At 60.1% G+C, this 26,334-nt stretch carries 23 protein-coding genes, 4 tRNA genes and 1 pseudogene; 20 read left to right on the forward strand and 8 right to left on the reverse strand.

All coding sequences use genetic code 11. The features are described 5' to 3' along the window. Window positions 1–43 precede the first annotated feature (43 nt). Window positions 44–1,175 (forward strand): peptide chain release factor 2 gene (gene prfB, locus NL154_RS07370; protein ID WP_210628257.1). Its coding sequence is split into 2 segments (ribosomal slippage): window positions 44–112 and window positions 114–1,175, totalling 1,131 coding nucleotides; the frame shifts between segments, so codons are not numbered across the junction. 51 nt (window positions 1,176–1,226) lie between these two features. Here prfB and NL154_RS07375 read toward each other — a convergent pair. Genes NL154_RS07375 through NL154_RS07385 form a run of 3 tightly spaced genes read right to left on the reverse strand, consistent with a single transcriptional unit; the run spans window position 1,227 to window position 3,559 of the window. Further along, window positions 1,227–2,246, reverse strand: a complete 1,020-nt coding sequence (locus tag NL154_RS07375; protein ID WP_221147455.1) for an alpha/beta hydrolase family protein — start codon at window positions 2,244–2,246, stop codon at window positions 1,227–1,229. A gap of 31 nt (window positions 2,247–2,277) precedes the next feature. Beyond that, on the reverse strand, window positions 2,278–2,781 hold the full coding sequence (locus tag NL154_RS07380; RefSeq protein WP_221147454.1) for a hypothetical protein: 504 nt from the start codon (window positions 2,779–2,781) through the stop codon (window positions 2,278–2,280). 4 nt (window positions 2,782–2,785) lie between these two features. After that, window positions 2,786–3,559: an NAD kinase gene (locus NL154_RS07385; protein ID WP_221147453.1), complete on the reverse strand. Its 774-nt coding sequence runs from the start codon at window positions 3,557–3,559 to the stop codon at window positions 2,786–2,788. Window positions 3,560–3,715: 156 nt separating this feature from the next. Here NL154_RS07385 and NL154_RS07390 point away from each other — a divergent pair. Both NL154_RS07390 and NL154_RS07395 read left to right on the forward strand, forming a co-directional pair. Continuing rightward, window positions 3,716–3,791: transfer RNA gene (locus tag NL154_RS07390), tRNA-Thr, on the forward strand. Window positions 3,792–3,995: 204 nt separating this feature from the next. Further along, window positions 3,996–4,302: pseudogene (locus tag NL154_RS07395) on the forward strand (hypothetical protein). A 35-nt stretch (window positions 4,303–4,337) separates the two neighbouring features. Here the strand turns inward: NL154_RS07395 and NL154_RS07400 are convergent. The 4 genes from NL154_RS07400 to rlmB form a co-directional block, all read right to left on the reverse strand. Beyond that, complete coding sequence (locus tag NL154_RS07400) at window positions 4,338–4,475, reverse strand: hypothetical protein (RefSeq protein WP_210628254.1); 138 nt, start codon at window positions 4,473–4,475, stop codon at window positions 4,338–4,340. 59 nt (window positions 4,476–4,534) lie between these two features. Beyond that, the gene (locus NL154_RS07405; protein ID WP_164517777.1) at window positions 4,535–4,693 is read right to left on the reverse strand and encodes a hypothetical protein; all 159 of its coding nucleotides are present in this window, start codon (window positions 4,691–4,693) and stop codon (window positions 4,535–4,537) included. 125 nt (window positions 4,694–4,818) lie between these two features. Further along, the gene (locus NL154_RS07410) at window positions 4,819–5,511 is read right to left on the reverse strand and encodes an AprI/Inh family metalloprotease inhibitor (protein WP_210628253.1); all 693 of its coding nucleotides are present in this window, start codon (window positions 5,509–5,511) and stop codon (window positions 4,819–4,821) included. A gap of 64 nt (window positions 5,512–5,575) precedes the next feature. Beyond that, window positions 5,576–6,466, reverse strand: coding sequence for a 23S rRNA (guanosine(2251)-2'-O)-methyltransferase RlmB (rlmB, locus tag NL154_RS07415; RefSeq protein ID WP_210628252.1), 891 nt, complete (start codon window positions 6,464–6,466; stop codon window positions 5,576–5,578). Between the two features lie 203 nt (window positions 6,467–6,669). Here rlmB and NL154_RS07420 point away from each other — a divergent pair. From NL154_RS07420 to rpoC, 14 genes are all read left to right on the forward strand, one after another. Beyond that, a tRNA-Tyr gene (locus NL154_RS07420) sits at window positions 6,670–6,754 on the forward strand. 24 nt (window positions 6,755–6,778) lie between these two features. Then, window positions 6,779–6,852: transfer RNA gene (locus NL154_RS07425), tRNA-Gly, on the forward strand. 321 nt (window positions 6,853–7,173) lie between these two features. Beyond that, on the forward strand, window positions 7,174–8,349 hold the full coding sequence (tuf, locus tag NL154_RS07430; RefSeq protein WP_011424970.1) for an elongation factor Tu: 1,176 nt from the start codon (window positions 7,174–7,176) through the stop codon (window positions 8,347–8,349). A 201-nt stretch (window positions 8,350–8,550) separates the two neighbouring features. Next, window positions 8,551–8,685: a hypothetical protein gene (locus NL154_RS07435; protein WP_257784632.1), complete on the forward strand. Its 135-nt coding sequence runs from the start codon at window positions 8,551–8,553 to the stop codon at window positions 8,683–8,685. A gap of 174 nt (window positions 8,686–8,859) precedes the next feature. Then, a complete protein-coding gene (locus tag NL154_RS07440) occupies window positions 8,860–9,753 on the forward strand; it encodes an NAD-dependent epimerase/dehydratase family protein (protein WP_210628251.1) in 894 nt (297 codons plus the stop codon). A gap of 185 nt (window positions 9,754–9,938) precedes the next feature. Then, a tRNA-Trp gene (locus tag NL154_RS07445) sits at window positions 9,939–10,014 on the forward strand. A gap of 193 nt (window positions 10,015–10,207) precedes the next feature. Beyond that, entirely contained in the window at window positions 10,208–10,408 is a 201-nt protein-coding gene (secE, locus tag NL154_RS07450; RefSeq protein ID WP_003573826.1) for a preprotein translocase subunit SecE, read from the forward strand. Window positions 10,409–10,425: 17 nt separating this feature from the next. Next, entirely contained in the window at window positions 10,426–10,956 is a 531-nt protein-coding gene (gene nusG, locus NL154_RS07455; protein ID WP_007791989.1) for a transcription termination/antitermination protein NusG, read from the forward strand. Window positions 10,957–11,131: 175 nt separating this feature from the next. Then, window positions 11,132–11,563: a 50S ribosomal protein L11 gene (gene rplK, locus NL154_RS07460; RefSeq protein ID WP_009985507.1), complete on the forward strand. Its 432-nt coding sequence runs from the start codon at window positions 11,132–11,134 to the stop codon at window positions 11,561–11,563. Window positions 11,564–11,567: 4 nt separating this feature from the next. Continuing rightward, the gene (gene rplA / locus NL154_RS07465) at window positions 11,568–12,269 is read left to right on the forward strand and encodes a 50S ribosomal protein L1 (protein ID WP_064801895.1); all 702 of its coding nucleotides are present in this window, start codon (window positions 11,568–11,570) and stop codon (window positions 12,267–12,269) included. A 329-nt stretch (window positions 12,270–12,598) separates the two neighbouring features. Beyond that, window positions 12,599–13,117, forward strand: coding sequence for a 50S ribosomal protein L10 (gene rplJ / locus NL154_RS07470; protein WP_064801896.1), 519 nt, complete (start codon window positions 12,599–12,601; stop codon window positions 13,115–13,117). 58 nt (window positions 13,118–13,175) lie between these two features. Beyond that, complete coding sequence (gene rplL, locus NL154_RS07475) at window positions 13,176–13,556, forward strand: 50S ribosomal protein L7/L12 (RefSeq protein ID WP_210628250.1); 381 nt, start codon at window positions 13,176–13,178, stop codon at window positions 13,554–13,556. A gap of 259 nt (window positions 13,557–13,815) precedes the next feature. Further along, window positions 13,816–17,955 carry a DNA-directed RNA polymerase subunit beta gene (rpoB, locus tag NL154_RS07480; protein WP_434733856.1) on the forward strand — a complete coding sequence of 1,380 codons (4,140 nt, stop codon included), beginning with the start codon at window positions 13,816–13,818 and terminating at the stop codon, window positions 17,953–17,955. Window positions 17,956–18,143: 188 nt separating this feature from the next. Further along, complete coding sequence (gene rpoC, locus NL154_RS07485) at window positions 18,144–22,352, forward strand: DNA-directed RNA polymerase subunit beta' (RefSeq protein WP_064801902.1); 4,209 nt, start codon at window positions 18,144–18,146, stop codon at window positions 22,350–22,352. A 101-nt stretch (window positions 22,353–22,453) separates the two neighbouring features. Here the strand turns inward: rpoC and NL154_RS07490 are convergent, their stop codons facing one another. After that, window positions 22,454–22,747 (reverse strand): transcriptional regulator, encoded by a 294-nt coding sequence (locus NL154_RS07490; protein ID WP_085777819.1) that lies wholly within the window; start codon window positions 22,745–22,747, stop codon window positions 22,454–22,456. Between the two features lie 496 nt (window positions 22,748–23,243). On the opposite strand from NL154_RS07490, the gene rpsL reads away from it, so the two are divergent. The 3 genes from rpsL (at window position 23,244) to fusA (ending at window position 26,292) form a co-directional block, all read left to right on the forward strand. Then, entirely contained in the window at window positions 23,244–23,615 is a 372-nt protein-coding gene (gene rpsL, locus NL154_RS07495; protein ID WP_003547537.1) for a 30S ribosomal protein S12, read from the forward strand. 77 nt (window positions 23,616–23,692) lie between these two features. After that, entirely contained in the window at window positions 23,693–24,163 is a 471-nt protein-coding gene (gene rpsG, locus NL154_RS07500) for a 30S ribosomal protein S7 (protein ID WP_004669085.1), read from the forward strand. Between the two features lie 29 nt (window positions 24,164–24,192). Next, complete coding sequence (gene fusA, locus NL154_RS07505) at window positions 24,193–26,292, forward strand: elongation factor G (protein WP_210628248.1); 2,100 nt, start codon at window positions 24,193–24,195, stop codon at window positions 26,290–26,292. The last annotated feature ends 42 nt before the right edge of the window (window positions 26,293–26,334 follow it).

The following is a 26,334-nucleotide window of genomic DNA, read 5'->3' on the forward strand; positions in this document are numbered from 1 at the left end:
TGTCACCAGCACTTGAAGAAGACCGTTACAGAGAAGCAGGAAAATGCGAGCGGAAATCGAAAACGTGGTCGATGAAACCAAGCAGGCTATCACCCTGCTGAGGAGGCATCTTTGACTGGGACCAGGCGATAAGACGACTGGACTGGTTGAACAACAAGGCAGAGGATCCGAACCTCTGGAACGATGCGCAGGAAGCGCAGAAGCTGATGCGCGAGCGCCAGCAGCTCGATGACGGCGTTAACGGCGTCCGGCAGCTGGAACAGCAGCTGAAAGACAATGTCGAGCTGGTCGAACTGGGCGAGGAAGAAGGCGACGAAGGCGTCGTCAAAGAGGCCGAGGATGCCTTGAAGGCGCTGAAGGCCGAGGCTGCGCGCCGCCAGGTGGAGGCGATGCTGTCCGGCGAGGCCGACAGCAATGACACCTATCTGGAAGTCCATTCCGGCGCCGGCGGCACCGAAAGCCAAGACTGGGCGAACATGCTTTTGCGCATGTACACCCGTTGGGCGGAACGCCAGCGCTTCAAGGTCGAGCTTCTCGAAGTCCATGATGGCGAAGAGGCCGGCATCAAGTCCGCCACCTTGCTCGTCAAGGGCCACAACGCCTATGGCTGGCTGAAGACGGAATCGGGCGTGCATCGTCTGGTGCGCATTTCCCCCTACGACAGCAATGCGCGGCGCCACACGTCCTTCTCGTCGATCTGGGTCTATCCAGTCGTCGACGACTCGATCAACATCGACATCAACGAAAGCGATTGCCGCATCGACACCTATCGTTCGTCGGGCGCCGGCGGCCAGCACGTCAACACGACGGATTCGGCCGTGCGCATCACCCATATCCCGACCGGGATCGTGGTGGCCTGCCAGCAGGAGCGTTCGCAGCACAAGAACCGCGCCAAGGCTTGGGAAATGCTGCGTGCCCGGATGTACGAAGCAGAGTTGAAGAAGCGCGAGGAGGCCGCCAACGCCGAAGCCGCTTCCAAGACGGATATCGGCTGGGGTCACCAGATCCGCTCCTACGTGCTGCAACCCTACCAGCTGGTCAAGGACCTGCGCACCGGCGTCGCCAGCACCGCTCCGGACGACGTGCTCGACGGCGATCTGAACGAATTCATGGAAGCGGCCCTTGCCCATCGCATCAGCGGCGCCGCCGACGCGGTCGTCGAGGATGTCGACTGATAATTCAGCACTATAGAAATCGGAAAGCCCTGGAAACAGGGCTTTTTTTGTTCAGCCTATCGCTCCGGTGTCGCCGTCGTGAAACAGCGCTGCCGATAGAGCGGCAATCTCGTCATGAACGGCCCCCCGTTCGATGCCCGGCGGATCGGTGAAGAGCTCGGCGGCAAAGGCAAGGCCGAGCCCGGTGCCCTCCGGCACAAAGACATAATGCCCGAGGCCGCCGCCGAAGATCTTCAGCGCGCTTCCGGTCAGCCGCTCATGCAGCCATGAAGAACATTCCTCGGCCGGTGCCGCCTTGTCGGCATCGCCGACAAGGATAAGAGTAGGCGCCACCACAGTTTTCAGGCTTTCCGCGCCGAAGCTGAGAACGGAGCGACCCGGTGCGCAGAGGACCGCCGCTGCGATCCTGTCGTCGCGATAGGATCGCGACATGCGGGACCATGATTTGCGAAAAACATCGCTGGTGCGGAGCAGTGAGGGGATATGATCGGCGAGGTCGGGATATTCCCTCGGGCCGTGCGGACCACCTGGCTTCAGCCGTGACGGTTCGAACTGCGAGAATTGGGTGACGGCGCCGAGAAGCAGCATGACGCTATAGGCCCCGGCCGAGAATCCGGCCGCGAATACACGGTCCGCATCGATCCGACCGGCAAGATCGCCAAGCCAGTCGCGACAGCGGTCGAGCATCAAGCTCAGATCCGGAGCCCGCTCCCAGAGACAGGCAAACCCTTCCGCGCGATAAGGCTCACTGCCCGTATTGCCGTGATGATCGACGCCGAGCGCTGCAAATCCGCGATCGACCAGGCGTCGCGCCAGCCATTCCAGTCCGGCCGCAGAACCGCCGGTGCCGTGTGACAGCAGGACGAGGGGATAGGGCCGGTCTGAAGGCCGAATTGGTGCGTCGCGAGCGACCGCTGCCTTCCGAAACCAGCTTCTCTCCTGAGTCTCGCATTCCCGCGCGTCATCGGCAGCCGGATACCATAGCGACCAGCGGACGGGCCTTGGGCCGGCTGCGTCCCAGTCCGGTCTCCGGTCGTCGTAGAGGACGCCCTCGCGAAAGCCGAGCTTCATCCTTGTCGCCTGGAAAACAGCGTCTCGCTGCTCAATTGGTTGCTTTCTCGATGGTGATGTCGCCGAGTTCGTCGATCAGCACGGTCCAGCCGTCCGGCTCGGCCGCGGGATCGGTCTTCAGATAGATCGTGGCAAAGAGGCCGGGTTGCTTGATGATGCCGCTCGAGTTTTCGGGGCGGATATCGGTCACGTAAGGCTTCAGGTCGCTGATCTCCTGCAGCTCAATGGTTGAGGCAATCGCAGGACCGGTCTCGGTCTGGGCAATCTGTTGAAGATAGACTTTCGAGGTCCTGTCCGGCTGACGCACGGCAAAGAGCTTATAGTAACCATGGCTCTTTTCCTGGGAGTCGGAAACGCTTTCGGCAGTGGTGGGCGCCCGCTCGACATCAGGCGCGTTGCCGTCGTTCTCCCAGTAGCCGGTGCTGGTCGCGAAAATCACCGAAGCCGGCAGGATGACGTCCTGCGTGGGAGCGGCGATCGCGGCCGAGCATCCGACGAGGAAAATCGTGGTCATCAATGTCAGGCGCATTGCCATCATCTCAATCCTTGAACTGCTCGGCGAGAATGCGGTCGGACCAGGAGCGGTCGGGATCGGAGAGGATACGCGCCGTCATATGCTCCGACTGGGCGATGCGGACATGCAGCACCGATTTGACTTCCGTATTGTCCGCCACCGCATTCACCGGCCGCTTCACCGGCTCGAGCACGTCGATATCGACAGTCACCCTGTTCGGAAGCAGGGCGCCCCTCCAGCGCCGCGGCCTGAAAGCGCTGACCGGCGTCATGGCGAGCAGGGGCGCCTCGAGCGGCAGGATGGGGCCATGGGCGGAAAGATTATAGGCCGTTGATCCGGCTGGGGTGGCCACCATCAGCCCGTCGCAGATCAGCTCCTCCAGACGCACGCGTCCGTCGACCACGACTCTCAGATTGGCTGCCTGATAGGACTGGCGAAAAAGATAGACCTCGTTGATGGCGAGCGCTGTCGAATTGGTACCGTCGGCATTGGCCGTGGTCATCTTCAAGGGGCGGAAAGCGTTTTCGACGGCGACGCAGATACGCTCCTGAAGTCGTTCTGTGCTGTAGTCATTCATCAGAAAGCCGACCGAGCCGCGGTTCATGCCGTAGACCAGCTTGCCCGAGTTCATGGTGCTGTGCAGCGTCTGCAGCATGAAGCCATCGCCACCCAGTGCGACGATGACATCAGCCTTGTCCTGCGGAACGTCGCCATAGATGCGAATCAGCTCTTCGCGCGCTGCGAGCGCCTCCATCGTCGGCGAGGCGATAAAGGAAAGCGTCTGGAATGAACGGCCCATACAATGCCCTTTGTGAAGCTGCTCTAGCTAAAGGATAAATGGCAGTTGCGACAAGGCCGTTTTGCACGACAAGGCGTTTTGGATCCACGCCGACTGTCTGCGCCGGCACGGATTTTCCTTTACAGGATCGCAGAATCTGTTAGTTGGGCAGCTATTGCCCTTGTAGCTCAGTTGGTAGAGCACCTGATTTGTAATCAGGGGGTCGCGGGTTCGAACCCTGCCGGGGGCACCAGCCTGCTCTGTGAGCTTCGGCTCGGCGAGCCGAAGAGAGCGGCCAAGCGAAGGCTGTCGCGTCGTAGTTCCGTTGGGAACGAAGGCGGACTGGTTCCGATAACGCTCCGGCGCTTTTCCTTGATGAACTCTATCTAAGGACTGCTTCAGCAGCAATTCAGTCGTGTTGGCGCAGTATCTCCTCATCGTCAATGAGGAAGCAGCCATGAAGTTCGCGCCTATTTTCCTGACCGCAGCCATGTCCCTCGGCGCGGCCTTTGCTGCCGTTGCGCCCGCCGCCGCCATGCCTGTCGACCGATCGGCGCTATCCGTGCAAAGCGACATCGTCCAGATTCATGACAGCTGGCCACACGACCGCTGGCGTGACGATCTTGATTGGCGTGACGACCGTGACTGATTGGCGCCGGTCTGAATGGCGTTATGAACGCCGCCCTTGGCGGCCGTGGCGCTGGGAAGAGCGTCGCGAGTGGCACCAATTTGATCGCGACATGCCGCGATTCTATCGCAGCTGAGGATAGTCGGTCCCAGCCACTCGCCATTCCCGGTTTCAATGCGTGATGGATTCGTTGACTCTTGCCTCGATTCTGTCGCCGTTACCGGTCTGTCCGGCACCGGAAGGTGACATCATCGCGATGCTGAGCACGGAGGCGACCATGACAGCGACGATGGCGATCATTATGCGCATAAGCGTTCAATCCCCGTTCGGTGGGATTAACGCGCAATCGCCGTCCGCGTTCCTCTCGCCTATTGCACCGGTCCCGGCGTCGCGGGGCCGGGCGCCGTCGGCGACAGCGGATCGGGCTGGTGGACGGGATGCGACGTGTCCACCCAGATGATGCTGAGGATGATTCCCACAAAGGCCGCGATGAAGAGGATACCGAAAATCAGCGGTCGAATGGCCATGATGGGAATCGCTCCTTCTTGCTTGTGACCGGTCGTTACGGATCGATCGCCGCCAGATCATAATGCTCCAGAAGGTCATTCCAAGGCAAAAAGTGGATTTCTCCGGATCGAGCCCTCAGCCGGGATCAGTGGCGCACGAGCGAAAGCGGCTTGCCGCCTTCTTCGCCGGACTTGTCGAAATTACCGTCGGCGCGCATGTCGAAGCTGAGCGATGAACCATCATGGCTCATCAGCGTCAGCCCGAAACCGTCGATATTCCAGACGGCGAGCTTGAGCCTGGCGACATTGGCGGCGCAGTCTTTGGAAAGCGACAAGGGGGCGTGGCCGTCCGTATCGACGGTGGCGTCGAGTGTCACGCTGCAGAGCTTGTCGCCGCCCGGTCTTTGCATCGCCCATGTCCCGGCAAGGCTCCTGAAGGTCGGCAGGCGATCGACACCATCGGGTGCTGAAACCAGCAGGAGCGGTGTTTCGTCTTCCGTTTTCATCGGCGAACCTTCGTTCTCGACGAAACGGGCGATGACCTTGCGCGTCGCGTCGATCAGAATGAGACCGCCATTGCCGTCGAAATTCCAGGCATAGGACTCGGCAAGCGCCGGCAGCGGCTTAGTGCAGGCCTCCTGGCCGGACAGCGAATGGCCGCCGATCGCCGTACCGGTTTCAAGCGTCATCCGGCATCCCGCGCGGCCGTCTTGCGGGGCAAAGAGATAGGTCCCTGCCTGCGCTTTGAGAATATCGGCATCGATCTCCTGCCCCTGGGCCAGGCCACAGGCAAGGAGGGCAGCTGCCGCAGCCGGAAGCCGGACGACGAAACGGATCATGACACTTCCCCCTTGGCGTGACGACTGCGGTCGTTGGAATTGATCTGGTCGCCTGTTGCCCCGCTTATGGCTTCAGATAGAGCCGCGCCGCATAAAGCGCAATCGCCGCTGCATTCGAGACGTTCAGCGACTTGATTGCGCCCGGCATGTCGAGGCGGGCAAGCGCGTTGACGGTTTCGCGCGTCTTCTGCCTGAGCCCCTTGCCCTCCGAGCCGAGCACCAGCGCCACCTTGTCGCCGGAGAAGGTGCCTTCGAGCGGCGCCGGTCCTTCCGAATCGAGGCCGATGGTGGAGAAGCCGAGCTTGTGCAATTCGCCAAGCGCCTCGGCGAGGTTGGTGATCTGTATATAAGGTATCAGTTCCAGGGCGCCGGAGGCGGACTTGGCGAGCACACCTGACTCGGTCGGGCTATGTCTCTGGGTGGTGATAACCGCCCCGGCATTGAAGGCGACGGCCGAGCGCATGATCGCGCCGACATTGTGCGGATCGGTGACCTGGTCGAGCACGAGCAGGAGAGGGCTGTCCTTCAGCGCTTCGAGCCGGCGCACCGGTAGCGGCCGCGTTTCCAGCATGACGCCCTGATGGATCGCCTCGGGACCGAGCACCTTGTCGATCTCGTGCGGCGAGACGATTTCGAAGGGAATGCCTAGCGTCTCGACGTCGATTTCCAGACGCGCGAGCGCATTCTGCGTCGTAAACAGCTTGATCTTCTTGCGCTCCGGATTGTCGAGAGCAGCGCGCACCGTATGCAGGCCATAGAGATAGACCTGGTCGGGCGCGAGTACCGGCGGCTTCCAGTCCTCAGCTCCCCGCCGGCGCTTCTGTGGCTGGGGTGTCGGGATCTCGCCGCGTTCGCGCTTGGCGTCGCGGTGGGCGCGCCTCAGATTGGCGTAGTGCGTATCCTTGGCGGATGGGTCTGTCGCGGCCTTGCCGCCGGATTTGTTGTCTTTGCTCATGCGGCTTTATAGCCATGGCGTTCGCTGCCGCATAGGCTTTCTTTCATGTGCCGGCTTTCGGCGTCGAATGAAATTTTTCGTGTTTTTTCCATTGTCATCGTGTTGACAGACGGAAATGCTCCGGTCATATACGCGGCGCAGACGACGGGCGGCAACGCTTCGAAGTCTGACGAACTTGGTCTTCAAGATCCGGACGAAAAACTGGAGAGATGCCCGAGTGGTTAAAGGGGACGGACTGTAAATCCGTTGGCTCAGCCTACGTTGGTTCAAATCCAACTCTCTCCACCATTCGTCATTGGATCGGACCATCCCGCGGGTATAGCTCAATGGTAGAGCAGCAGCCTTCCAAGCTGAATACGCGGGTTCGATTCCCGCTACCCGCTCCAGTCTCCCCTAAAGCCAGTTGATGCGATCGCAGTCACGGTCGTCGCGCGCGCTGTTTCCAGCCGTGGGTGTACGCCGACTGCTGTTGCCGTAGGCGAGGGACGCCAATGGCGGCGGCTTCCGCGCGATTTTCTTTGAGATTCCAGCGATTTTTGGAAGGGTCCCGGCGAATCGCCTTGCAGGCGGCGAATTGTCTCCCATATGCGCTGTCACGCCAAGATTGGTCTCTGCAATTAAGTCTTGCGCAATTTCGCCGAAAGCCTTAAACGGCGGCACTAAACCGGTTCGCCGGGGCCACCATTTCGTTCACAGGAAGCATTCAAATGGCAAAGAGTAAGTTTGAGCGCAACAAGCCGCACGTCAACATTGGCACGATCGGCCACGTTGACCACGGCAAGACGTCTCTGACGGCAGCGATCACGAAGTACTTCGGTGAGTTCAAGGCGTACGACCAGATCGACGCGGCTCCGGAAGAGAAGGCGCGCGGCATCACGATCTCGACGGCGCACGTTGAGTATGAGACGCCGGCCCGCCACTATGCGCACGTCGACTGCCCCGGCCATGCCGACTACGTGAAGAACATGATCACCGGTGCGGCGCAGATGGACGGCGCGATCCTGGTTTGCTCGGCTGCTGACGGCCCGATGCCGCAGACGCGCGAACACATCCTGCTCGCCCGCCAGGTCGGCGTTCCGGCGATCGTTGTGTTCCTGAACAAGGTCGACCAGGTTGACGACGCCGAGCTTCTCGAGCTGGTCGAGCTCGAGGTTCGCGAGCTTCTGTCGTCCTACGACTTCCCGGGCGACGACATTCCGGTCGTCAAGGGCTCGGCGCTTGCTGCTCTTGAAGATTCCGACAAGAAGATCGGCGAAGACGCGATCCGCGAACTGATGGCAGCGGTCGACTCGTACATCCCGACGCCTGAGCGTCCGGTTGACCAGCCGTTCCTGATGCCGATCGAAGACGTGTTCTCGATCTCGGGCCGTGGTACGGTCGTGACCGGCCGCGTCGAGCGTGGCATCATCAAGGTTGGTGAAGAAGTCGAGATCGTCGGCATCCGTCCGACGTCGAAGACGACGGTGACCGGCGTTGAAATGTTCCGCAAGCTGCTCGACCAGGGCCAGGCCGGCGACAACATCGGCGCGCTGATCCGCGGTGTGAACCGTGACGGCGTCGAGCGTGGTCAGATCCTGTGCAAGCCGGGCTCGGTCAAGCCGCACAAGAAGTTCAAGGCAGAAGCCTACATCCTGACGAAGGAAGAGGGCGGCCGTCATACGCCGTTCTTCACCAACTACCGTCCGCAGTTCTACTTCCGCACGACGGACGTTACCGGCATCGTGACGCTTCCGGAAGGCACGGAAATGGTCATGCCGGGCGACAACGTCACGGTTGACGTCGAGCTGATCGTTCCGATTGCGATGGAAGAAAAGCTGCGTTTCGCTATCCGCGAAGGCGGCCGCACCGTCGGCGCCGGTATCGTCGCTTCAATCGTCGAGTAACCTTTCAGGTTATCCACAATCAGGAAACCCCGCTGGAAACAGCGGGGTTTTTCGTTTTTGATGCATCTGAGCCGTTTAACAGGTGTTGTAAAAATATCGTTAAAAACGCCCGTCACAGTATTTTGTTCATCTCACGTTCAGAAAGCAGTTGTGATTGGCTCATTTTAGTCCAGACTCCTCCTTGTAAAGAGGAGAGTCGGGATGATTCCAAAGGCCACATTCGTTGCGACGATATTCGCGATGTATGTTTTCACGATGTTTTTCATCGCTGCGATTCCGCAAGAGGTTGTTCAATCGGCCGGAGTGCAGATCAATGAGGTAAGCGTCGTCAAGTGACGACCTTTCCAGTTCATCGCACGGGGCTGCGGTGATAGGGCGATAATTGGCCAGGTGCTCCCGGATAGGGTGCTCCTGGCGCGGCGGGGTGAAGCCCCTCGCAGGACGCTCGCTTGCTCTTCGCGCGGAAGCGTCTAACTATGCCTCCGGTTTCATCATGCGGAGGACATTTCCATGAAAAAGCGGATTCTGTTCACAGGCGGTTCCGGCAAGGCAGGTCGCCATGCCGTGCCATGGCTCGTCAATGCAGGGTACGAGGTTCACAACCTCGATCTCGTGCCTCTGGACAGCCCCGGCGTCACCAATCTCATCGCCGACATCACCGATAGCGGCCAGGTCTTCAACGCGCTGTCGATGCATCGCGATTTTCCCGATCTCGACGCGGGCAGGGGCGTTCAGCCATTTGATGCCGTCGTGCATTTCGCCGCCATTCCGCGCATCCTGATCAAACCCGACAACGAGACCTTCCGCATCAACGTGATGGGCACTTACAATGTCATCGAAGCGGCGGTGAAGCTTGGCATCCGGAAAATCATCGTCGCGTCGAGCGAAACGACCTACGGCGTCTGCTTCGCCGAAGGCCACCGCGACTTCCACCAGTTTCCGCTGGAGGAAGATTACGACGTCAATCCGATGGATTCTTACGGCCTTTCCAAGGTCGTCAACGAAAAGACGGCCCGCGCCTTTGCCGAACGATCGGGCTTCGACATCTATGCGCTGCGCATCGGCAACGTTATCGAGCCGCATGAATATGAGAGGTTTCCGACCTATTTTGCCCATCCCGAGATGCGCAAGCGCATCACCTGGAGCTATATCGACGCTCGCGACCTCGGGCAGATCTGCCATCTCTGCATCGAGAAGGACGGGCTTGGTTATCAGGTCTTCAATGCCGCTAACGATACGGTTTCGGCCAATACGCCGTCGAAAGAGCTGGCGAAGCGATTCTTCCCGAGCGTGCCCTTCACCCGCGAGATCGGTGAATTTGAGGGGCTGCTTTCCAACCGCAAGATTCGCGAGGTGTTGGGTTTCAAGGAAGAACACGACTGGCGGAAATATGTGAAGGTCTGAATGCTCTCCGGTTGCGCGATCGAAAAGCGGACGCCCGCAGAAAAGCGGACGCTCGCAAATGAGCAGAAGGCTTTGAAAATCGAAAATCGTGCTTGCCAATCCGCTGCCGCCGTCTTAAAGGGAGCGCCATGCATTTCGGCAGCGATTTGCGGGTCTTGGCCCGGGGCGCTGAAGGACAGGCATGAAGGGGTATAGCTCAGTTGGTAGAGCGGCGGTCTCCAAAACCGCAGGTCGGGGGTTCGAGCCCCTCTGCCCCTGCCATCTTCCCTGATACGGACAGCGCGGCGATTCTCGCGGCATTCCGGCTCGGGATCGATCGGTGGCAACTAATTTCGTTAAACTTCGGTTTCCCTCTTGTGCATTCGGAAATCGGTGTTTATTTAGGGTTCAACAGACACGCGGTGCGTGGGGCTGATAGTTTCAGCTTTACGCGCCGTAATTGCGTGGGCAGTCGATGGCATCCAAATCCAATCCGTTTGCGTTTCTGCAGCAGGTTCGCTCCGAGACGTCCAAGGTCACATGGCCGTCGCGCCGCGAGACGATGATCTCGACGGTCATGGTGCTGGTGATGGTGGTTTTTGCCGCGCTGTTTTTCTTTGCCGCTGACCAGCTGATCGGCTGGGTCCTGAGCTTCGTGCTCAATACCGGCAACTGATACGGGTGGAGATGAAAATGGCGGCACGTTGGTACATCGTCCACGCGTACTCGAATTTTGAAAAGAAGGTGGCTGAGGACATCGAGAACAAGGCTCGCCAGAAGGGGCTCGAGCACCTGTTCGAGAAGATTCTCGTGCCGACCGAAAAGGTTGTGGAAGTGCGTCGCGGCCGCAAGGTCGATAGCGAACGCAAGTTCTTCCCGGGCTATGTTCTGGTCCGCGCCAATCTGACGGACGAGGCTTACCACCTGATCAAGAATACGCCGAAGGTCACAGGTTTCCTCGGCTCCGACAATAAGCCCGTTCCGATTCCGGATTATGAAGCCGAGCGCATTCTCGGTCAGGTTCAGGAAGGCGTCGAGCGGCCGAAGGCATCCGTTACCTTTGAGATCGGCGAGCAGGTCCGCGTTTCCGACGGTCCTTTCGCTTCGTTCAACGGCACGGTTCAGGATGTGGACGAAGAGCGTTCGCGCCTGAAGGTGGAAGTGTCGATCTTCGGCCGCGCAACGCCGGTCGAGCTGGAATATGCGCAGGTCGAGAAGGTCTGATTGCAAAATTGGAGGCTGGCCTTTGGGGCCTGTTTCCGGCGGACCTAGTCCGCATCCGCGTGGAAGGTGAGGGGTCTTAGCCGGACCCTAATGATCCGCACCACGCAACCGCAGCCGCCGGAGAAATCCGGCATCACGGGCCGGGCGACCGGCCGTTCATGAAAGGCAGAGAGATATGGCTAAGAAAGTTGCAGGCCAGCTCAAGCTTCAGGTCAAGGCAGGATCGGCAAACCCGTCCCCGCCGATTGGTCCGGCGCTTGGTCAGCGTGGCATTAACATCATGGAATTCTGCAAGGCGTTCAATGCCGCCACGCAGGAAATGGAAAAGGGCATGCCGATTCCGGTCGTCATCACCTATTACCAGGACAAGTCATTCACCTTCGCGATGAAGCAGCCTCCGGTCAGCTACTGGCTGAAGAAGGAAGCGAAGATCACCTCCGGTTCCAAGACCCCGGGCAAGGGCGCAAAGGCTGGTACCCTCACCAAGGCTCAGATCAAGACGATCGCCGAAGCCAAGATGAAGGACCTGAACGCAGCAGATATCGAAGGTGCAATGGCGATGATCGAGGGCTCTGCCCGCGCCATGGGCCTGGAAGTGGTGGGTTAAGATCATGGCTGGCAAGCGCACACGCAAGATCAACGAAGGTGTTGATCCCACCAAGCTCTACGCTCTGACTCAGGCCATCGGCATGGTCAAGGAGCGGGCTGTCGCCAAGTTCGACGAAACCATCGAAGTCTCGATGAACCTCGGCGTCGACCCGCGCCATGCGGACCAGATGGTTCGCGGCGTTGTCAACCTGCCGAACGGCACGGGCCGCACGGTTCGCGTCGCCGTCTTCGCGCGCGGCGCCAAGGCTGACGAAGCCAAGGCAGCCGGTGCCGATGTCGTTGGCGCCGAAGACCTCGTCGAAATCGTCCAGGGCGGCAAGATCGATTTCGATCGCTGCATCGCCACCCCCGATATGATGCCGCTCGTCGGCCGTCTCGGTAAGGTTCTCGGCCCGCGCGGCATGATGCCGAACCCGAAGGTCGGCACCGTCACCATGGACGTCGCCGGAGCCGTCAAGGCTTCCAAGGGCGGCGCCGTCGAGTTCCGCGTCGAAAAGGCTGGCATCGTTCACGCCGGTATCGGCAAGGCTTCTTTCGATGCCAAGGCTCTGGAAGAGAACATCCGCGCCTTTGCCGACGCCGTCATCAAGGCGAAGCCGGCTGGCGCCAAAGGCAACTACGTCAAGCGCGTGGCGATTTCCTCGACCATGGGCCCGGGCGTCAAGATCGAAGTCGGCTCGGTCACCGCAGCTCCGACTGCATAAGTTTATGACCGGGCTTCGGCCCGGTCACTGAATTTCCGGCCTCGCAAGGGGCCGGAATATTCCGGAGAAATCCGGAATCCTGTCCGAGATTGCAGGTGGTTTTCCCTTAATCACTTCGCCTGCATGAGACGGGTAAGACCCGAATTGCATGAAGTTCACTTCTCGTAACTCGGTTCGAGCCTTGGATGCCTTGTGCCTCTTTAGCCCTGATGGGCGCGGGAGCGCGGGGGGACAGGATCCTCAAGCGTCGCTTGGGATCTCTTTGGATCCCGGGAGGCAAAAGGCAACCCGGCGGGCCCGTTTTCGGTCCCGCCAACTGGAGATAGGCAGTGGAAAGAGCGGAAAAACGCGAATTCGTCACGGAACTGAACGAAGTCTTCAAGGCTTCGGGCTCAGTCGTCGTGGCCCACTATGCTGGTGCTACAGTCGCGCAGATGAACGATTTTCGTTCGAAGATGCGTGCAGCTGGCGGTACCGTCAAAGTCGCGAAGAACCGCCTGGCCAAAATTGCCCTTCAGGGTACGGAAGCGGAAGGGATTACCAATCTCTTCAAGGGTCAGACGCTGATTGCATACAGCACCGATCCGATCACCGCTCCGAAGGTCGTCATGGATTTCGCCAAGACCAACGACAAGATCGTTGTTCTGGGCGGCGCCATGGGAACAACCACGCTCAACGCCGATGCAGTCAAGTCGCTTGCGACCCTGCCTTCGCTCGATGAGCTGCGTGCGAAGCTGCTGGGCATGATCCAGACACCGGCTACCCGCATCGCTGGGGTTGTTGCCGCACCGGCAAGCCAGCTTGCCCGCGTGTTTGCGGCCTACGCCAAGAAGGACGAAGCCGCTTAAGGCGGTTTTTCGCTGTTTATAATCAACCGGTTCGAACCGAACAAAAGGAACTAGTAAAATGGCTGATCTCGCAAAGATCGTTGACGACCTCTCCTCGCTGACCGTTCTGGAAGCTGCAGAACTGTCGAAGCTTCTCGAAGAAAAGTGGGGCGTTTCCGCTGCTGCTCCGGTAGCTGTTGCTGCTGCTGCTGGTGGTGCAGGCGCTGCTGCTCCGGCTGAAGAAGAAAAGACCGAGTTCGACGTCATCCTCACGGATGCCGGCGCCAACAAGATCAACGTCATCAAGGAAGTCCGCGCCATCACCGGCCTCGGCCTTAAGGAAGCCAAGGACCTCGTCGAAGGCGCTCCGAAGGCTGTCAAGGAAGGCGTTTCCAAGGCTGAAGCCGCCGACATCAAGAAGAAGCTTGAAGACGCAGGCGCTAAGGCCGACGTCAAGTAATCTTGAACTGCACGTGGGAGGTGGCACTTACTGCCTCCCATTTGCCGTTTTCCTGAACGAATTACCCAAAAGCCGCGTGAAAACGGCTTTTGGGTAATGGGTTCTTCAAGAGCATGGTCTCGAACCGAAGCGCCAAGGCAATCCGGCCTGGCTGTTTCGGGAGGTGGGACGAGGTTGAACTACTCATTGATCGGCGGGGTCGACTGGCCATCGGTTCCCGTCCGTTGCAGGCCCGGATGCAATTTTTGAAGGAGCGACGATGGCTCAGACCCTTTCGTTCAATGGTCGCAGGCGCGTACGCAAGTTTTTTGGTAAGATCCCCGAAGTCGCAGAAATGCCGAACCTCATCGAGGTTCAGAAGGCGTCCTACGACCAGTTTCTGATGGTTGAAGAGCCGAAGGGCGGTCGCCCTGACGAAGGCCTTCAGGCCGTCTTCAAGTCCGTTTTCCCGATCACCGACTTCTCCGGCGCCTCGATGCTGGAGTTCGTGTCTTACGAATTCGAACCGCCGAAGTTCGACGTTGACGAGTGCCGCCAGCGCGACCTGACCTATGCCGCGCCGCTGAAGGTCACTCTCCGTCTCATCGTGTTCGATATCGACGAGGATACCGGCGCAAAGTCGATCAAGGACATCAAGGAACAGTCCGTCTACATGGGCGACATGCCGCTCATGACCAACAACGGCACGTTCATCGTCAACGGCACCGAGCGCGTCATCGTCTCGCAGATGCACCGTTCGCCGGGCGTCTTCTTCGACCATGACAAGGGCAAGAGCCATTCTTCCGGCAAGCTGCTCTTCGCCGCCCGCGTCATTCCCTATCGCGGCTCCTGGCTCGATATCGAATTCGACGCCAAGGACATCGTCTACGCCCGCATCGACCGCCGCCGCAAAATCCCCGTCACCTCGCTGCTGATGGCGCTCGGCATGGACGGCGAGGAAATTCTCGACACCTTCTACACGAAGTCGCTCTACAAGCGCGACGGCGAAGGCTGGCGCATTCCCTTCAAGCCGGAAACCCTGAAGGGCGCCAAGGCAATCACCGAGATGGTCGACGCCGATACCGGCGAAGTCGTCGTGGAAGCCGGCAAGAAGCTGACGCCGCGCCTGCTGCGCCAGCTTTCCGATAAGGGCCTGAAGGCGCTGAAGGCCGGCGACGACGACCTTTACGGCAACTACCTCGCCGAGGATATCGTCAACTATTCGACGGGTGAGATCTATCTCGAGGCCGGCGACGAGATCGACGAGAAGACGCTTGCCGTCATTCTCGCGAACGGTTTCGACGAGATCCCGGTTCTCGGCATCGACCACATCAATGTCGGCGCCTATATCCGCAACACGCTTTCGGCTGACAAGAACGAGAACCGTCAGGACGCTCTGTTCGACATCTATCGCGTCATGCGCCCGGGTGAACCGCCGACGATGGAATCGGCCGAAGCCATGTTCAACTCGCTGTTCTTCGATGCGGAGCGTTACGACCTCTCCGCCGTAGGCCGCGTCAAGATGAACATGCGCCTCGACCTCTCCGTCGAGGACACCGTTCGCATCCTGCGCAAGGACGACATCCTGGCCGTGGTCAAGATGCTGGTCGAACTGCGCGACGGTAAGGGCGAGATCGACGACATCGACAACCTCGGCAACCGCCGCGTCCGCTCGGTCGGCGAGCTGATGGAGAACCAGTACCGTCTCGGCCTGCTCCGCATGGAGCGCGCGATCAAGGAACGCATGTCCTCGATCGAAATCGATACGGTTATGCCGCAGGACCTGATCAACGCCAAGCCGGCTGCCGCAGCCGTCCGCGAATTCTTCGGTTCCTCGCAGCTCTCGCAGTTCATGGACCAGGTCAACCCGCTCTCGGAAATCACCCACAAGCGCCGTCTTTCGGCCCTTGGTCCGGGCGGTCTGACCCGCGAGCGCGCCGGCTTCGAAGTCCGCGACGTGCATCCGACCCACTACGGCCGTATCTGCCCGATCGAAACGCCGGAAGGCCCGAACATCGGTCTGATCAACTCGCTGGCGACCTTCGCGCGTGTCAACAAATACGGCTTCATCGAAAGCCCGTACCGGCGCATCGTTGAAGGCAAGGTAACCAACGACGTGCTCTACCTCTCCGCCATGGAAGAGGCCAAGTACTACGTCGCCCAGGCCAACGCCGAGCTGAACGCTGACGGCTCCTTCGTCGACGAATTCGTCGTCTGCCGTCACGCAGGTGAAGTTATGCTCGCGCCTCGCGACAGCATGAACTTGATGGACGTTTCGCCGAAGCAGGTCGTTTCGGTTGCTGCGGCACTCATCCCGTTCCTGGAAAACGACGACGCCAACCGCGCCCTCATGGGCTCGAACATGCAGCGTCAGGCCGTGCCGCTGCTGCGTGCCGAAGCTCCGTTCGTCGGCACCGGCATGGAGCCGGTCGTCGCCCGTGACTCCGGTGCCGCCATCGGTGCCCGCCGCGGCGGCGTAGTCGACCAGGTCGACGCGACGCGTATCGTTATCCGCGCCACGGAAGACCTCGAAGCCGGCAAGTCCGGCGTCGATATCTACCGCCTGCAGAAGTTCCAGCGTTCGAACCAGAACACCTGCGTCAACCAGCGTCCGCTGGTCACCGTCGGTGACGTCGTCAACCGCGGCGATATTCTCGCCGACGGTCCGTCGACCGATCTCGGCGACCTGGCGCTCGGCCGCAACGCGCTCGTCGCGTTCATGCCGTGGAATGGCTACAACTACGAAGACTCGATCCTGCTCTCCGAGCGGATCGTTGCCGATGACGTGTTCACCTCCATCCACATCGAGGAATTCGAGGTGATGGCGCGCGACACCAAGCTTGGCCCTGAGGAAATCACCCGGGATATTCCGAACGTTTCGGAAGAGGCGCTGAAGAACCTCGACGAAGCCGGCATCGTTTATATCGGCGCCGAAGTTCAGCCGGGCGATATCCTCGTCGGCAAGATCACGCCGAAGGGCGAAAGCCCGATGACGCCGGAAGAAAAGCTTCTGCGCGCCATCTTCGGCGAAAAAGCCTCAGACGTGCGCGACACCTCCATGCGCATGCCGCCCGGCACCTACGGCACGATCGTCGAAGTTCGCGTCTTCAACCGCCATGGCGTCGAGAAGGACGAGCGCGCGATGGCGATCGAACGCGAAGAGATCGAGCGTCTCGCCAAGGACCGTGACGACGAGCAGGCGATCCTCGACCGTAACGTCTACGGCCGTCTGATCGACATGCTGCGCGGCCAGGTGTCCATCGCAGGCCCTAAGGGCTTCAAGAAGGGCACCGAACTTTCGAACGCCGTCGTCTCCGAATATCCCCGCTCCCAGTGGTGGATGTTCGCCGTCGAGGACGAGAAGGTGCAGGGCGAACTCGAAGCCCTCCGCGGCCAGTATGACGAATCCAAGTCGCGCCTTGAACAGCGCTTCATGGACAAGGTCGAGAAGGTCCAGCGCGGCGATGAAATGCCTCCGGGCGTCATGAAGATGGTCAAGGTCTTTGTCGCCGTGAAGCGCAAGATCCAGCCGGGCGATAAGATGGCCGGCCGTCACGGGAACAAGGGCGTGGTCTCGCGCATTGTGCCTGTCGAGGACATGCCGTTCCTGGAAGACGGCACGCATGTCGACGTCGTTCTGAACCCGCTCGGCGTGCCTTCGCGCATGAACGTCGGCCAGATCCTGGAAACGCACCTGGGCTGGGCTTGCGCCGGCATGGGTCGTCAGATCGGCGAACTGATCGAAGCGTATAAGGCCAATGGCAACATCGAGCCGCTGCGCAAGACCATCGGCGATGTCGTCGGGGACGGTCCCAAGGCCGAACAGGTCCAGGAATTCGACGATGAGTCCGTTTTGCGTCTCGCCGACCAGTGGAAGCGCGGCGTTTCGATCGCAACGCCGGTCTTCGACGGCGCCAACGAAGGTGACGTCAACGACATGCTGCGTTTGGCGGGTCTCAAGGACACCGGCCAGTCGACGCTCTATGACGGCCGTACCGGCGAGCAGTTCGACCGCCAGGTTACCGTGGGCTACATCTACATGCTGAAGCTCAACCACCTGGTAGACGACAAGATCCATGCCCGTTCGATCGGCCCTTACTCGCTCGTGACCCAGCAGCCACTGGGCGGCAAGGCGCAGTTCGGCGGTCAGCGCTTCGGCGAAATGGAGGTCTGGGCGCTCGAAGCCTATGGCGCCGCCTATACGCTGCAGGAAATGCTGACGGTGAAGTCGGACGACGTCGCCGGCCGCACCAAGGTCTACGAAGCCATTGTCCGCGGAGACGACACGTTCGAAGCCGGTATTCCGGAAAGCTTCAACGTTCTCGTCAAGGAAATGCGCTCGCTGGGCCTCAGCGTCGAGCTCGAGAACACCAAGCTCGACGAAGCGCAGGCAACCCAGCTGCCGGACGCGGCCGAGTAAACATTGATAGGGCGTGCGCTGCCAATGCGGCGCACGCCGGTCCCGCCGGGAGCCGCATCCGTGTCGGCCCGGAAGGGAAGTTTCGCCGCATCTTGCGGTTATTCTCGTTTAAGCGAGGGAGGCGGCTCCCGGGAATTGCCGCCGGCCATCGCATTTTGAGGGCGCTTTAGCCCATGAAGGAGACAGGCATGAACCAAGAGGTCATGAATCTTTTCAATCCGCAGGTGCCTGCACAGAATTTCGATTCCATTCGGATTTCGATCGCGTCTCCGGAGAAGATCCTCTCCTGGTCCTACGGTGAGATCAAGAAGCCGGAAACCATCAACTACCGTACGTTCAAGCCGGAACGCGACGGCCTGTTCTGCGCACGCATCTTTGGCCCGATCAAGGACTACGAATGCTTGTGCGGCAAGTACAAGCGCATGAAGTACAAGGGCATCATCTGCGAAAAGTGCGGCGTCGAAGTTACGCTGTCGCGCGTTCGCCGTGAGCGCATGGGCCACATCGAGCTCGCTGCTCCCGTTGCCCACATCTGGTTCCTGAAGTCGCTGCCGTCGCGCATTTCGACACTGCTCGACATGACGCTGAAGGATGTCGAGCGCGTCCTCTATTTCGAAAACTACATCGTCACCGAGCCGGGCCTGACTGCTCTCAAGGAGCACCAGCTCCTCTCGGAAGAAGAGTACATGCTCGCCGTCGACGAATACGGCGAAGACCAGTTCACCGCGATGATCGGCGCTGAGGCGATCTACGAGATGCTGGCCTCGATGAACCTCGAAAAGATCGCCGGCGATCTGCGCTCCGAGCTTGCCGACACCACGTCGGATCTCAAGCAGAAGAAGCTGATGAAGCGCCTGAAGATCGTCGAGAACTTCATGGAGTCAGGCAACCGTCCGGAATGGATGATCATGAAGGTCGTCCCGGTCATCCCGCCGGATCTGCGCCCGCTCGTTCCGCTCGACGGTGGCCGTTTCGCGACGTCAGATCTGAACGATCTCTACCGCCGCGTCATCAACCGTAACAATCGCCTGAAGCGCCTGATTGAACTGCGCGCTCCCGGCATCATCATCCGCAACGAAAAGCGCATGTTGCAGGAATCTGTCGACGCGCTCTTCGATAACGGCCGCCGCGGCCGCGTCATCACCGGCGCCAACAAGCGTCCGCTGAAATCGCTGTCCGACATGCTTAAGGGCAAGCAGGGCCGCTTCCGCCAGAACCTGCTCGGCAAGCGCGTCGACTATTCCGGCCGCTCGGTCATCGTCACCGGTCCGGAGCTGAAGCTGCATCAGTGCGGCCTGCCGAAGAAGATGGCGCTCGAACTCTTCAAGCCATTCATCTACGCCCGCCTCGACGCCAAGGGTTATTCCTCGACTGTCAAGCAGGCCAAGAAGCTGGTCGAAAAGGAAAAGCCGGAAGTTTGGGATATTCTCGACGAGGTCATCCGCGAGCATCCGGTTCTCCTGAACCGCGCACCGACGCTGCACCGCCTGGGCATCCAGGCCTTCGAACCCACCCTGGTCGAAGGCAAAGCCATCCAGCTGCACCCGCTCGTCTGCACGGCCTTCAATGCCGACTTCGACGGTGACCAGATGGCCGTGCACGTGCCGCTGTCGCTCGAAGCCCAGCTCGAAGCCCGCGTGCTGATGATGTCGACCAACAACATCCTGCACCCGGCCAACGGCGCGCCGATCATCGTTCCCTCGCAGGACATGGTTCTCGGCCTGTACTATCTGTCGATCCTGAACCAGAACGAGCCGGGCGAAGGCATGGCCTTCTCCGATCTCGGCGAGCTGCATCACGCGCTGGAAAACAAGGTCGTGACGCTGCACACCAAGATCCGCGGCCGCTTCAAGTCGATCGGCGAGGATGGCAAGCCCTACTCGAAGATCTATGAGACGACGCCCGGCCGTCTGCTCATCGGCGAACTGCTGCCGAAGAACGGCAAGGTGCCCTTCGACATCTGCAACCAGGAAATGACCAAGAAGAACATCTCCAAGATGATCGACACGGTCTACCGCCATTGCGGCCAGAAGGACACGGTCATCTTCTGCGACCGCATCATGCAGCTCGGTTTCGCCCATGCCTGCCGCGCCGGCATTTCGTTCGGCAAGGACGACATGGTCATTCCGGACACGAAGGCCAAAATCGTCAACGACACCGAAAATCTGGTGAAGGAATACGAACAGCAGTACAATGACGGCCTCATCACCCAGGGCGAAAAGTACAACAAGGTTGTCGACGCCTGGGGCAAGGCGACCGAAAAGGTCGCCGAAGAGATGATGGCTCGCATCAAGGCGGTCGAATTCGATGAGAACACCGGCCGTCAAAAGCCGATGAACTCAATCTACATGATGAGCCACTCCGGCGCCCGCGGTTCTCCGAACCAGATGCGTCAGCTGGGCGGCATGCGCGGCCTGATGGCCAAGCCGTCGGGCGAAATCATCGAGACGCCGATCATCTCGAACTTCAAGGAAGGCCTGACCGTCAACGAGTACTTCAACTCGACGCACGGCGCCCGTAAGGGTCTGGCGGACACCGCCTTGAAGACTGCAAACTCCGGTTACCTGACCCGCCGACTCGTCGACGTCGCGCAGGATTGCATCGTTACGCACGTCGATTGCGGCACCGAAACCGGCCTGACCATGACCGCTATCGTCGATGCCGGCCAGGTCGTAGCCTCGCTCGGCGCCCGTATTCTCGGCCGCACGGCGCTCGACGACATCGATCATCCGGTGACGGGTGAGCGCATCGTCGATGCCGGCAAGATGATCCTCGAGCCTGATGTCATCGAAATCGAGAAGGCCGGTATCCAGTCGATCCGCATCCGCTCGGCGCTGACCTGCGAAATCCAGACGGGCGTCTGCTCGGTCTGCTACGGCCGCGACCTTGCGCGCGGTACGCCGGTCAACATGGGCGAAGCCGTCGGCGTCATCGCCGCCCAGTCGATTGGCGAGCCGGGAACCCAGCTCACCATGCGTACCTTCCACCTAGGCGGTACGGCAACCGTGGTTGACCAGTCGTTCCTGGAAGCCTCGTACGAAGGTACGGTGCAGATCAAGAACCGCAACGTGCTGCGCAACTCTGAAGGCAGCCTCGTTGCCATGGGCCGCAACATGACTGTCCAGATCCTGGACGAGCGTGGCGTCGAGCGCTCTTCGCAGCGTGTCGCCTACGGTTCGAAGCTGCATGTCGACGAAGGTGACAAGGTCAAGCGTGGCCAGCGTCTGGCGGAGTGGGATCCTTACACCCGGCCGATGATGACGGAAGTCGCCGGTACCGTTCAGTTCGAAGACCTCGTCGATGGTCTCTCGGTTCTGGAAGCAACGGACGAATCCACCGGCATCACCAAGCGTCAGGTCATCGACTGGCGTTCGACCCCGCGCGGCTCGGACCTCAAGCCGGCGATCGTCATCAAGGACGCCAGCGGCAATGTCGCGAAGCTGTCGCGTGGTGGTGACGCCCGCTTCCTGCTCTCGGTCGACGCCATTCTGTCGGTCGAGCCGGGCACGAAGGTCTCCCAGGGTGACGTTCTCGCCCGTTCGCCGCTCGAAAGCGCCAAGACCAAGGACATCACCGGTGGTCTGCCGCGTGTTGCCGAACTGTTCGAAGCGCGCCGTCCGAAGGACCACGCCATCATCGCAGAGATCGATGGTACGATCCGCCTCGGCCGCGATTACAAGAACAAGCGTCGCGTCATCATCGAGCCGGCGGAAGACGGTGTCGAGCCTGTCGAATACCTGATCCCGAAGGGCAAGCCCTTCCACCTTCAGGACGGCGACTATATCGAAAAGGGTGATTACATCCTCGACGGTAACCCGGCTCCGCACGACATCCTGGCGATCAAGGGAGTGGAGGCTCTGGCTTCCTACCTCGTCAACGAAATCCAGGAAGTCTACCGCCTGCAGGGCGTCGTCATCAACGACAAGCACATCGAGGTGATCGTCCGTCAGATGCTGCAGAAGGTGGAGATCACCGATGCCGGCGACTCGACCTACATCGTCGGCGACAACGTCGACCGGATCGAGCTGGAGGACGTCAACGACCACCTGATCGAGCAGGGCAAGAAGCCCGCCAGCGGCGAGCCGGTTCTTCTCGGCATCACCAAGGCGTCGCTGCAGACACCGTCCTTCATCTCGGCCGCGTCCTTCCAGGAAACGACCAAGGTGCTGACCGAAGCTGCAATCGCCGGCAAGACCGACGGCCTGCAGGGCCTGAAGGAAAACGTCATCGTCGGCCGCCTCATTCCGGCCGGCACCGGCGGCACCATGACTCAGATTCGCCGCATCGCCACGTCGCGCGACGAGCTGATTCTCGAAGAGCGCCGCAAGGGCACTGGGGCGGCGGTCGCCACCCCGATGCTGCAGGACATGGCCGAAAACGCCCCGGCTGCGGAATAATCCGCAGCCGAGGTCTACGAATTGAAAAACCGCCCGGAGCGATCCGGGCGGTTTTCGTTTGTGCTAGCCTCTGATTGATCGGGGGAGGGAAGGCGTTCCCGTCAGTTGAACCGGATGATCGCGACCTCGCCGTCAACCGCACCCTGATAAGCCGAGGCGTGCGGCTCTTCCGCCGGAATTTCGGTCAGCATGCCGATCTGGTCGAGATCGGCCTCGATGAAGCCCTCCTCGGCAAGAGCGTTCAAGGCTTCGCGCACGGCGGTGTCGTCATCGGGCGCCTTCAGCAGGATGTGCAGGTCGATGCCTTCGCTTGCCTCGGACTCATAGCCTTTGCCGATGATGATGAAGATCATCGGCCCGTCGAAATTATTGTCGTTATCAGGTGTCGTGATCATCGCCTGTCCTCGGTTCATGGAGATTCGCTTTGTCGAATCCGCTGAGAGGACCTAACGCCGCAATTGCTGATTCCTTAACCGCTTTTGCTGCAAGGCCCAAGTTTTTATCTTGGCGCACGTCCCTGAATGCGTCTAGAAGGATGAAAACAGGGCGTTCGGCCCGCATATCAAGGTGATGCGGCCAAGTTTATTTCTTAACCGGCCTTGACGGAACGGGTGGAAACCAGTAGTACCCCGCCCATCAGATCCCATGTGAGGCTTGGCTGTTCGGGGCGACGCGCCCTGAAGTTCACCTCAAACAAGGTTCTAAACGCACGTTGAAGTCATGATGCTGCACGCATGACGCAGGATTTTATGCGTCCTCTGCTCCTTGTGGTCCATCTGCGGAAGCGGATCGGGCCATATTTTGCGCATTGACGGAAAGCATGCGTCATTGCCGGAGACGGCGTGAGTTCAAGCCCGCAAGGGTACTGAGAAAAACGTAAGGGATGGTTGAATGCCTACCGTAAACCAGCTGATCCGCAAGCCTCGCCAGGCGAACGTAAAGCGTAATAAGGTTCCCGCTCTCCAGGAGAACCCGCAGAAGCGCGGCGTTTGCACGCGCGTCTACACGACCACGCCGAAGAAGCCGAACTCGGCTCTGCGTAAGGTCGCAAAGATCCGCCTGACCAACGGCTTCGAAGTCATTGGTTACATCCCCGGCGAAGGTCACAACCTTCAGGAACACTCCGTCGTCATGATCCGCGGCGGCCGCGTCAAGGACCTTCCGGGTGTCCGTTATCATATCATCCGCGGCGTTCTCGATACCCAGGGTGTCAAGAACCGCAAGCAGCGTCGCTCCAAGTACGGCGCGAAGCGTCCGAAGTAATTCGGTTTTGAATAATCCGGCGCTGCGCGAGGTCCTCCGCGTGATGAAGCGCCTTAACGGTTGAAGAGACGAAAAGTATGTCCAGACGTCATAAAGCAGAAAAGCGCGAGATCAACCCGGATCCGAAGTTCGGTGACCTCGTCGTAACCAAGTTCATGAATGCCATCATGCTCGATGGTAAGAAGTCCGTTGCTGAAAACATCGTCTACGGTGCGTTCGACGCCGTCCAGGGCAAGTCCAAGCAGGAGCCGCTTTCGGTTTTCCATTCTGCGCTCGACAACATTGCCCCGCACGTTGAAGTCCGCTCGCGCCGCGTCGGTGGTGCGACCTATCAGGTTCCGGTCGACGTCCGTCCGGAGCGCCGCCAGGCTCTCGCCATTCGCTGGCTGATTGCCGCCGCCCGCAAGCGCAACGAAACCACCATGATCGACCGTCTGTCCGGCGAACTGCTCGATGCGTCCAACAACCGCGGCTCCGCCGTCAAGAAGCGCGAAGACACGCACAAGATGGCTGACGCCAACCGCGCGTTCTCGCACTATCGCTGGTAATTCCGAACGGTATCGAAAGGCAGTCCACAATGGCTCGCGAATATAAGATCGAAGACTACCGCAATTTCGGTATCATGGCGCATATCGACGCCGGCAAGACCACGACCACCGAGCGTATCCTTTACTACACCGGCAAGTCGCACAAGATCGGCGAAGTCCACGACGGCGCAGCCACCATGGACTGGATGGAGCAGGAGCAGGAGCGTGGCATCACGATCACGTCCGCTGCCACCACGACCTTCTGGAAGGGCCGTGACGGCAAGATGCGCCGCTTCAACATCATCGACACTCCCGGCCACGTCGACTTCACCATCGAAGTCGAGCGTTCGCTGCGCGTTCTGGACGGCGCCATCGCGCTGCTCGACGCCAACGCCGGCGTGGAGCCGCAGACGGAAACCGTCTGGCGCCAGGCTGAGAAGTACAATGTTCCGCGGATGATCTTCTGCAACAAGATGGACAAGACCGGCGCGGACTTCTACCGCTCGGTCGAGATGATCAAGACGCGTCTCGGTGCGACCGCCGTCGTCATGCAGCTGCCGATCGGCGCTGAAAGCGACTTCAAGGGCGTTGTCGACCTCGTCGAGATGAATGCCCTGATCTGGCGCGACGAATCGCTCGGCGCCCAGTGGGACGTCGTCGAAATCCCGGATGACCTGAAGGCCAAGGCTGAAGAATATCGTGAAAAGCTGATCGAGACGGTCGTCGAGATCGACGAAGCTGCGATGGAAGCCTACCTCGAAGGCAACATGCCCGACAACGATAAGATCCGCGAACTCGTTCGCCGCGGCACGATCGACGTCAAGTTCCATCCGATGTTCTGCGGCACCGCCTTCAAGAACAAGGGTGTGCAGCCGCTGCTCGACGCCGTCGTCGACTACCTGCCGTCGCCGCTCGACATTCCGGCGATCAAGGGCATCGACTTCAAGACCGAAGCTGATATCGAGCGTCATGCAGACGACGCCGAGCCGCTTTCGATGCTGGCGTTCAAGATCATGAACGACCCCTTCGTCGGTTCGCTCACCTTCGCACGCATCTACTCCGGCAAGCTCGAAAAGGGCTCCTCGGTTCTGAACACGGTCAAGGACAAGCGCGAGCGCGTCGGCCGTATGCTGCAGATGCACTCCAACTCGCGTGAAGACATCGAAGAAGCCTTCGCGGGCGACATCGTTGCTCTCGCCGGCCTCAAGGAAACCACCACTGGCGATACGCTCTGCGATCCGCTGAAGCCGGTTATCCTCGAGCGCATGGAATTCCCCGAGCCGGTCATCCAGATCGCCATCGAGCCGAAGTCCAAGGGCGACCAGGAAAAGATGGGCCTCGCGCTCAACCGCCTGGCAGCTGAAGACCCGTCCTTCCGCGTGAAGACGGACCAGGAATCCGGCCAGACGATCATCGCCGGCATGGGCGAACTGCATCTCGACATCATCGTCGACCGCATGCGTCGCGAGTTCAAGGTCGAAGCAAACGTCGGTGCGCCGCAGGTTGCTTACCGCGAAACCATCACGCGCCAGACCGAAGAAGACTATACGCACAAGAAGCAGACCGGTGGTACCGGCCAGTTCGCACGTGTCAAGATCATCTTCGAACCGAACCCGGAAGGCGAAGACTTCAAGTTCGAATCCAAGATCGTCGGCGGCTCTGTTCCGAAGGAATACATCCCGGGCGTTCAGAAGGGCATCGAGAGCGTTCTGTCTTCCGGTCCGCTGGCTGGCTTCCCGATGCTCGGCGTCAAGGCGACGCTCATCGACGGCGCCTTCCACGATGTAGACTCGTCGGTCCTGGCGTTCGAAATCGCTTCCCGCGCTTGCTTCCGTGAAGCAGCGAAGAAGGCCGGCGCTCAGCTCCTCGAGCCGATGATGAAGGTCGAAGTCGTCACCCCGGAAGATTACGTCGGTGACGTTATCGGCGACCTCAACTCCCGCCGTGGCCAGATCCAGGGTCAGGAAAGCCGTGGCATCGCGGTTGTCATCAGCGCCAACGTTCCGCTGGCCAACATGTTCAAGTACGTCGACAACCTGCGCTCCATGTCGCAGGGCCGCGCGCAGTACACGATGACCTTCGATCATTACGCGCCGGTCCCGTCGAACGTCGCAACCGAAATCCAGGCAAAGTATTCCGGTCAGAAGTGACCGGAATACCAATTGACCGATAACAAGAATTAGCTCCTCTCG

This window comes from Rhizobium sp. YTUHZ044, assembly GCF_051123975.1.
Classification (GTDB): domain Bacteria; phylum Pseudomonadota; class Alphaproteobacteria; order Rhizobiales; family Rhizobiaceae; genus Rhizobium.

Coding starts and splice junctions, on each gene's coding strand:
- NL154_RS07375 (WP_221147455.1), bottom strand. CDS start 2,246: ATGAAGCTCGGCTTTCGCGAGGGCGTCCTCTACGACGACCGGAGACCG.
- NL154_RS07380 (WP_221147454.1), bottom strand. CDS start 2,781: ATGGCAATGCGCCTGACATTGATGACCACGATTTTCCTCGTCGGATGC.
- NL154_RS07385 (WP_221147453.1), bottom strand. CDS start 3,559: ATGGGCCGTTCATTCCAGACGCTTTCCTTTATCGCCTCGCCGACGATG.
- NL154_RS07400 (WP_210628254.1), bottom strand. CDS start 4,475: ATGCGCATAATGATCGCCATCGTCGCTGTCATGGTCGCCTCCGTGCTC.
- NL154_RS07405 (WP_164517777.1), bottom strand. CDS start 4,693: ATGGCCATTCGACCGCTGATTTTCGGTATCCTCTTCATCGCGGCCTTT.
- NL154_RS07410 (WP_210628253.1), bottom strand. CDS start 5,511: ATGATCCGTTTCGTCGTCCGGCTTCCGGCTGCGGCAGCTGCCCTCCTT.
- rlmB (WP_210628252.1), bottom strand. CDS start 6,466: ATGAGCAAAGACAACAAATCCGGCGGCAAGGCCGCGACAGACCCATCC.
- tuf (WP_011424970.1), top strand. CDS start 7,174: ATGGCAAAGAGTAAGTTTGAGCGCAACAAGCCGCACGTCAACATTGGC.
- NL154_RS07435 (WP_257784632.1), top strand. CDS start 8,551: ATGATTCCAAAGGCCACATTCGTTGCGACGATATTCGCGATGTATGTT.
- NL154_RS07440 (WP_210628251.1), top strand. CDS start 8,860: ATGAAAAAGCGGATTCTGTTCACAGGCGGTTCCGGCAAGGCAGGTCGC.
- secE (WP_003573826.1), top strand. CDS start 10,208: ATGGCATCCAAATCCAATCCGTTTGCGTTTCTGCAGCAGGTTCGCTCC.
- nusG (WP_007791989.1), top strand. CDS start 10,426: ATGGCGGCACGTTGGTACATCGTCCACGCGTACTCGAATTTTGAAAAG.
- rplK (WP_009985507.1), top strand. CDS start 11,132: ATGGCTAAGAAAGTTGCAGGCCAGCTCAAGCTTCAGGTCAAGGCAGGA.
- rplA (WP_064801895.1), top strand. CDS start 11,568: ATGGCTGGCAAGCGCACACGCAAGATCAACGAAGGTGTTGATCCCACC.
- rplL (WP_210628250.1), top strand. CDS start 13,176: ATGGCTGATCTCGCAAAGATCGTTGACGACCTCTCCTCGCTGACCGTT.
- rpoB (WP_434733856.1), top strand. CDS start 13,816: ATGGCTCAGACCCTTTCGTTCAATGGTCGCAGGCGCGTACGCAAGTTT.
- rpoC (WP_064801902.1), top strand. CDS start 18,144: ATGAACCAAGAGGTCATGAATCTTTTCAATCCGCAGGTGCCTGCACAG.
- NL154_RS07490 (WP_085777819.1), bottom strand. CDS start 22,747: ATGATCACGACACCTGATAACGACAATAATTTCGACGGGCCGATGATC.
- rpsL (WP_003547537.1), top strand. CDS start 23,244: ATGCCTACCGTAAACCAGCTGATCCGCAAGCCTCGCCAGGCGAACGTA.
- rpsG (WP_004669085.1), top strand. CDS start 23,693: ATGTCCAGACGTCATAAAGCAGAAAAGCGCGAGATCAACCCGGATCCG.
- fusA (WP_210628248.1), top strand. CDS start 24,193: ATGGCTCGCGAATATAAGATCGAAGACTACCGCAATTTCGGTATCATG.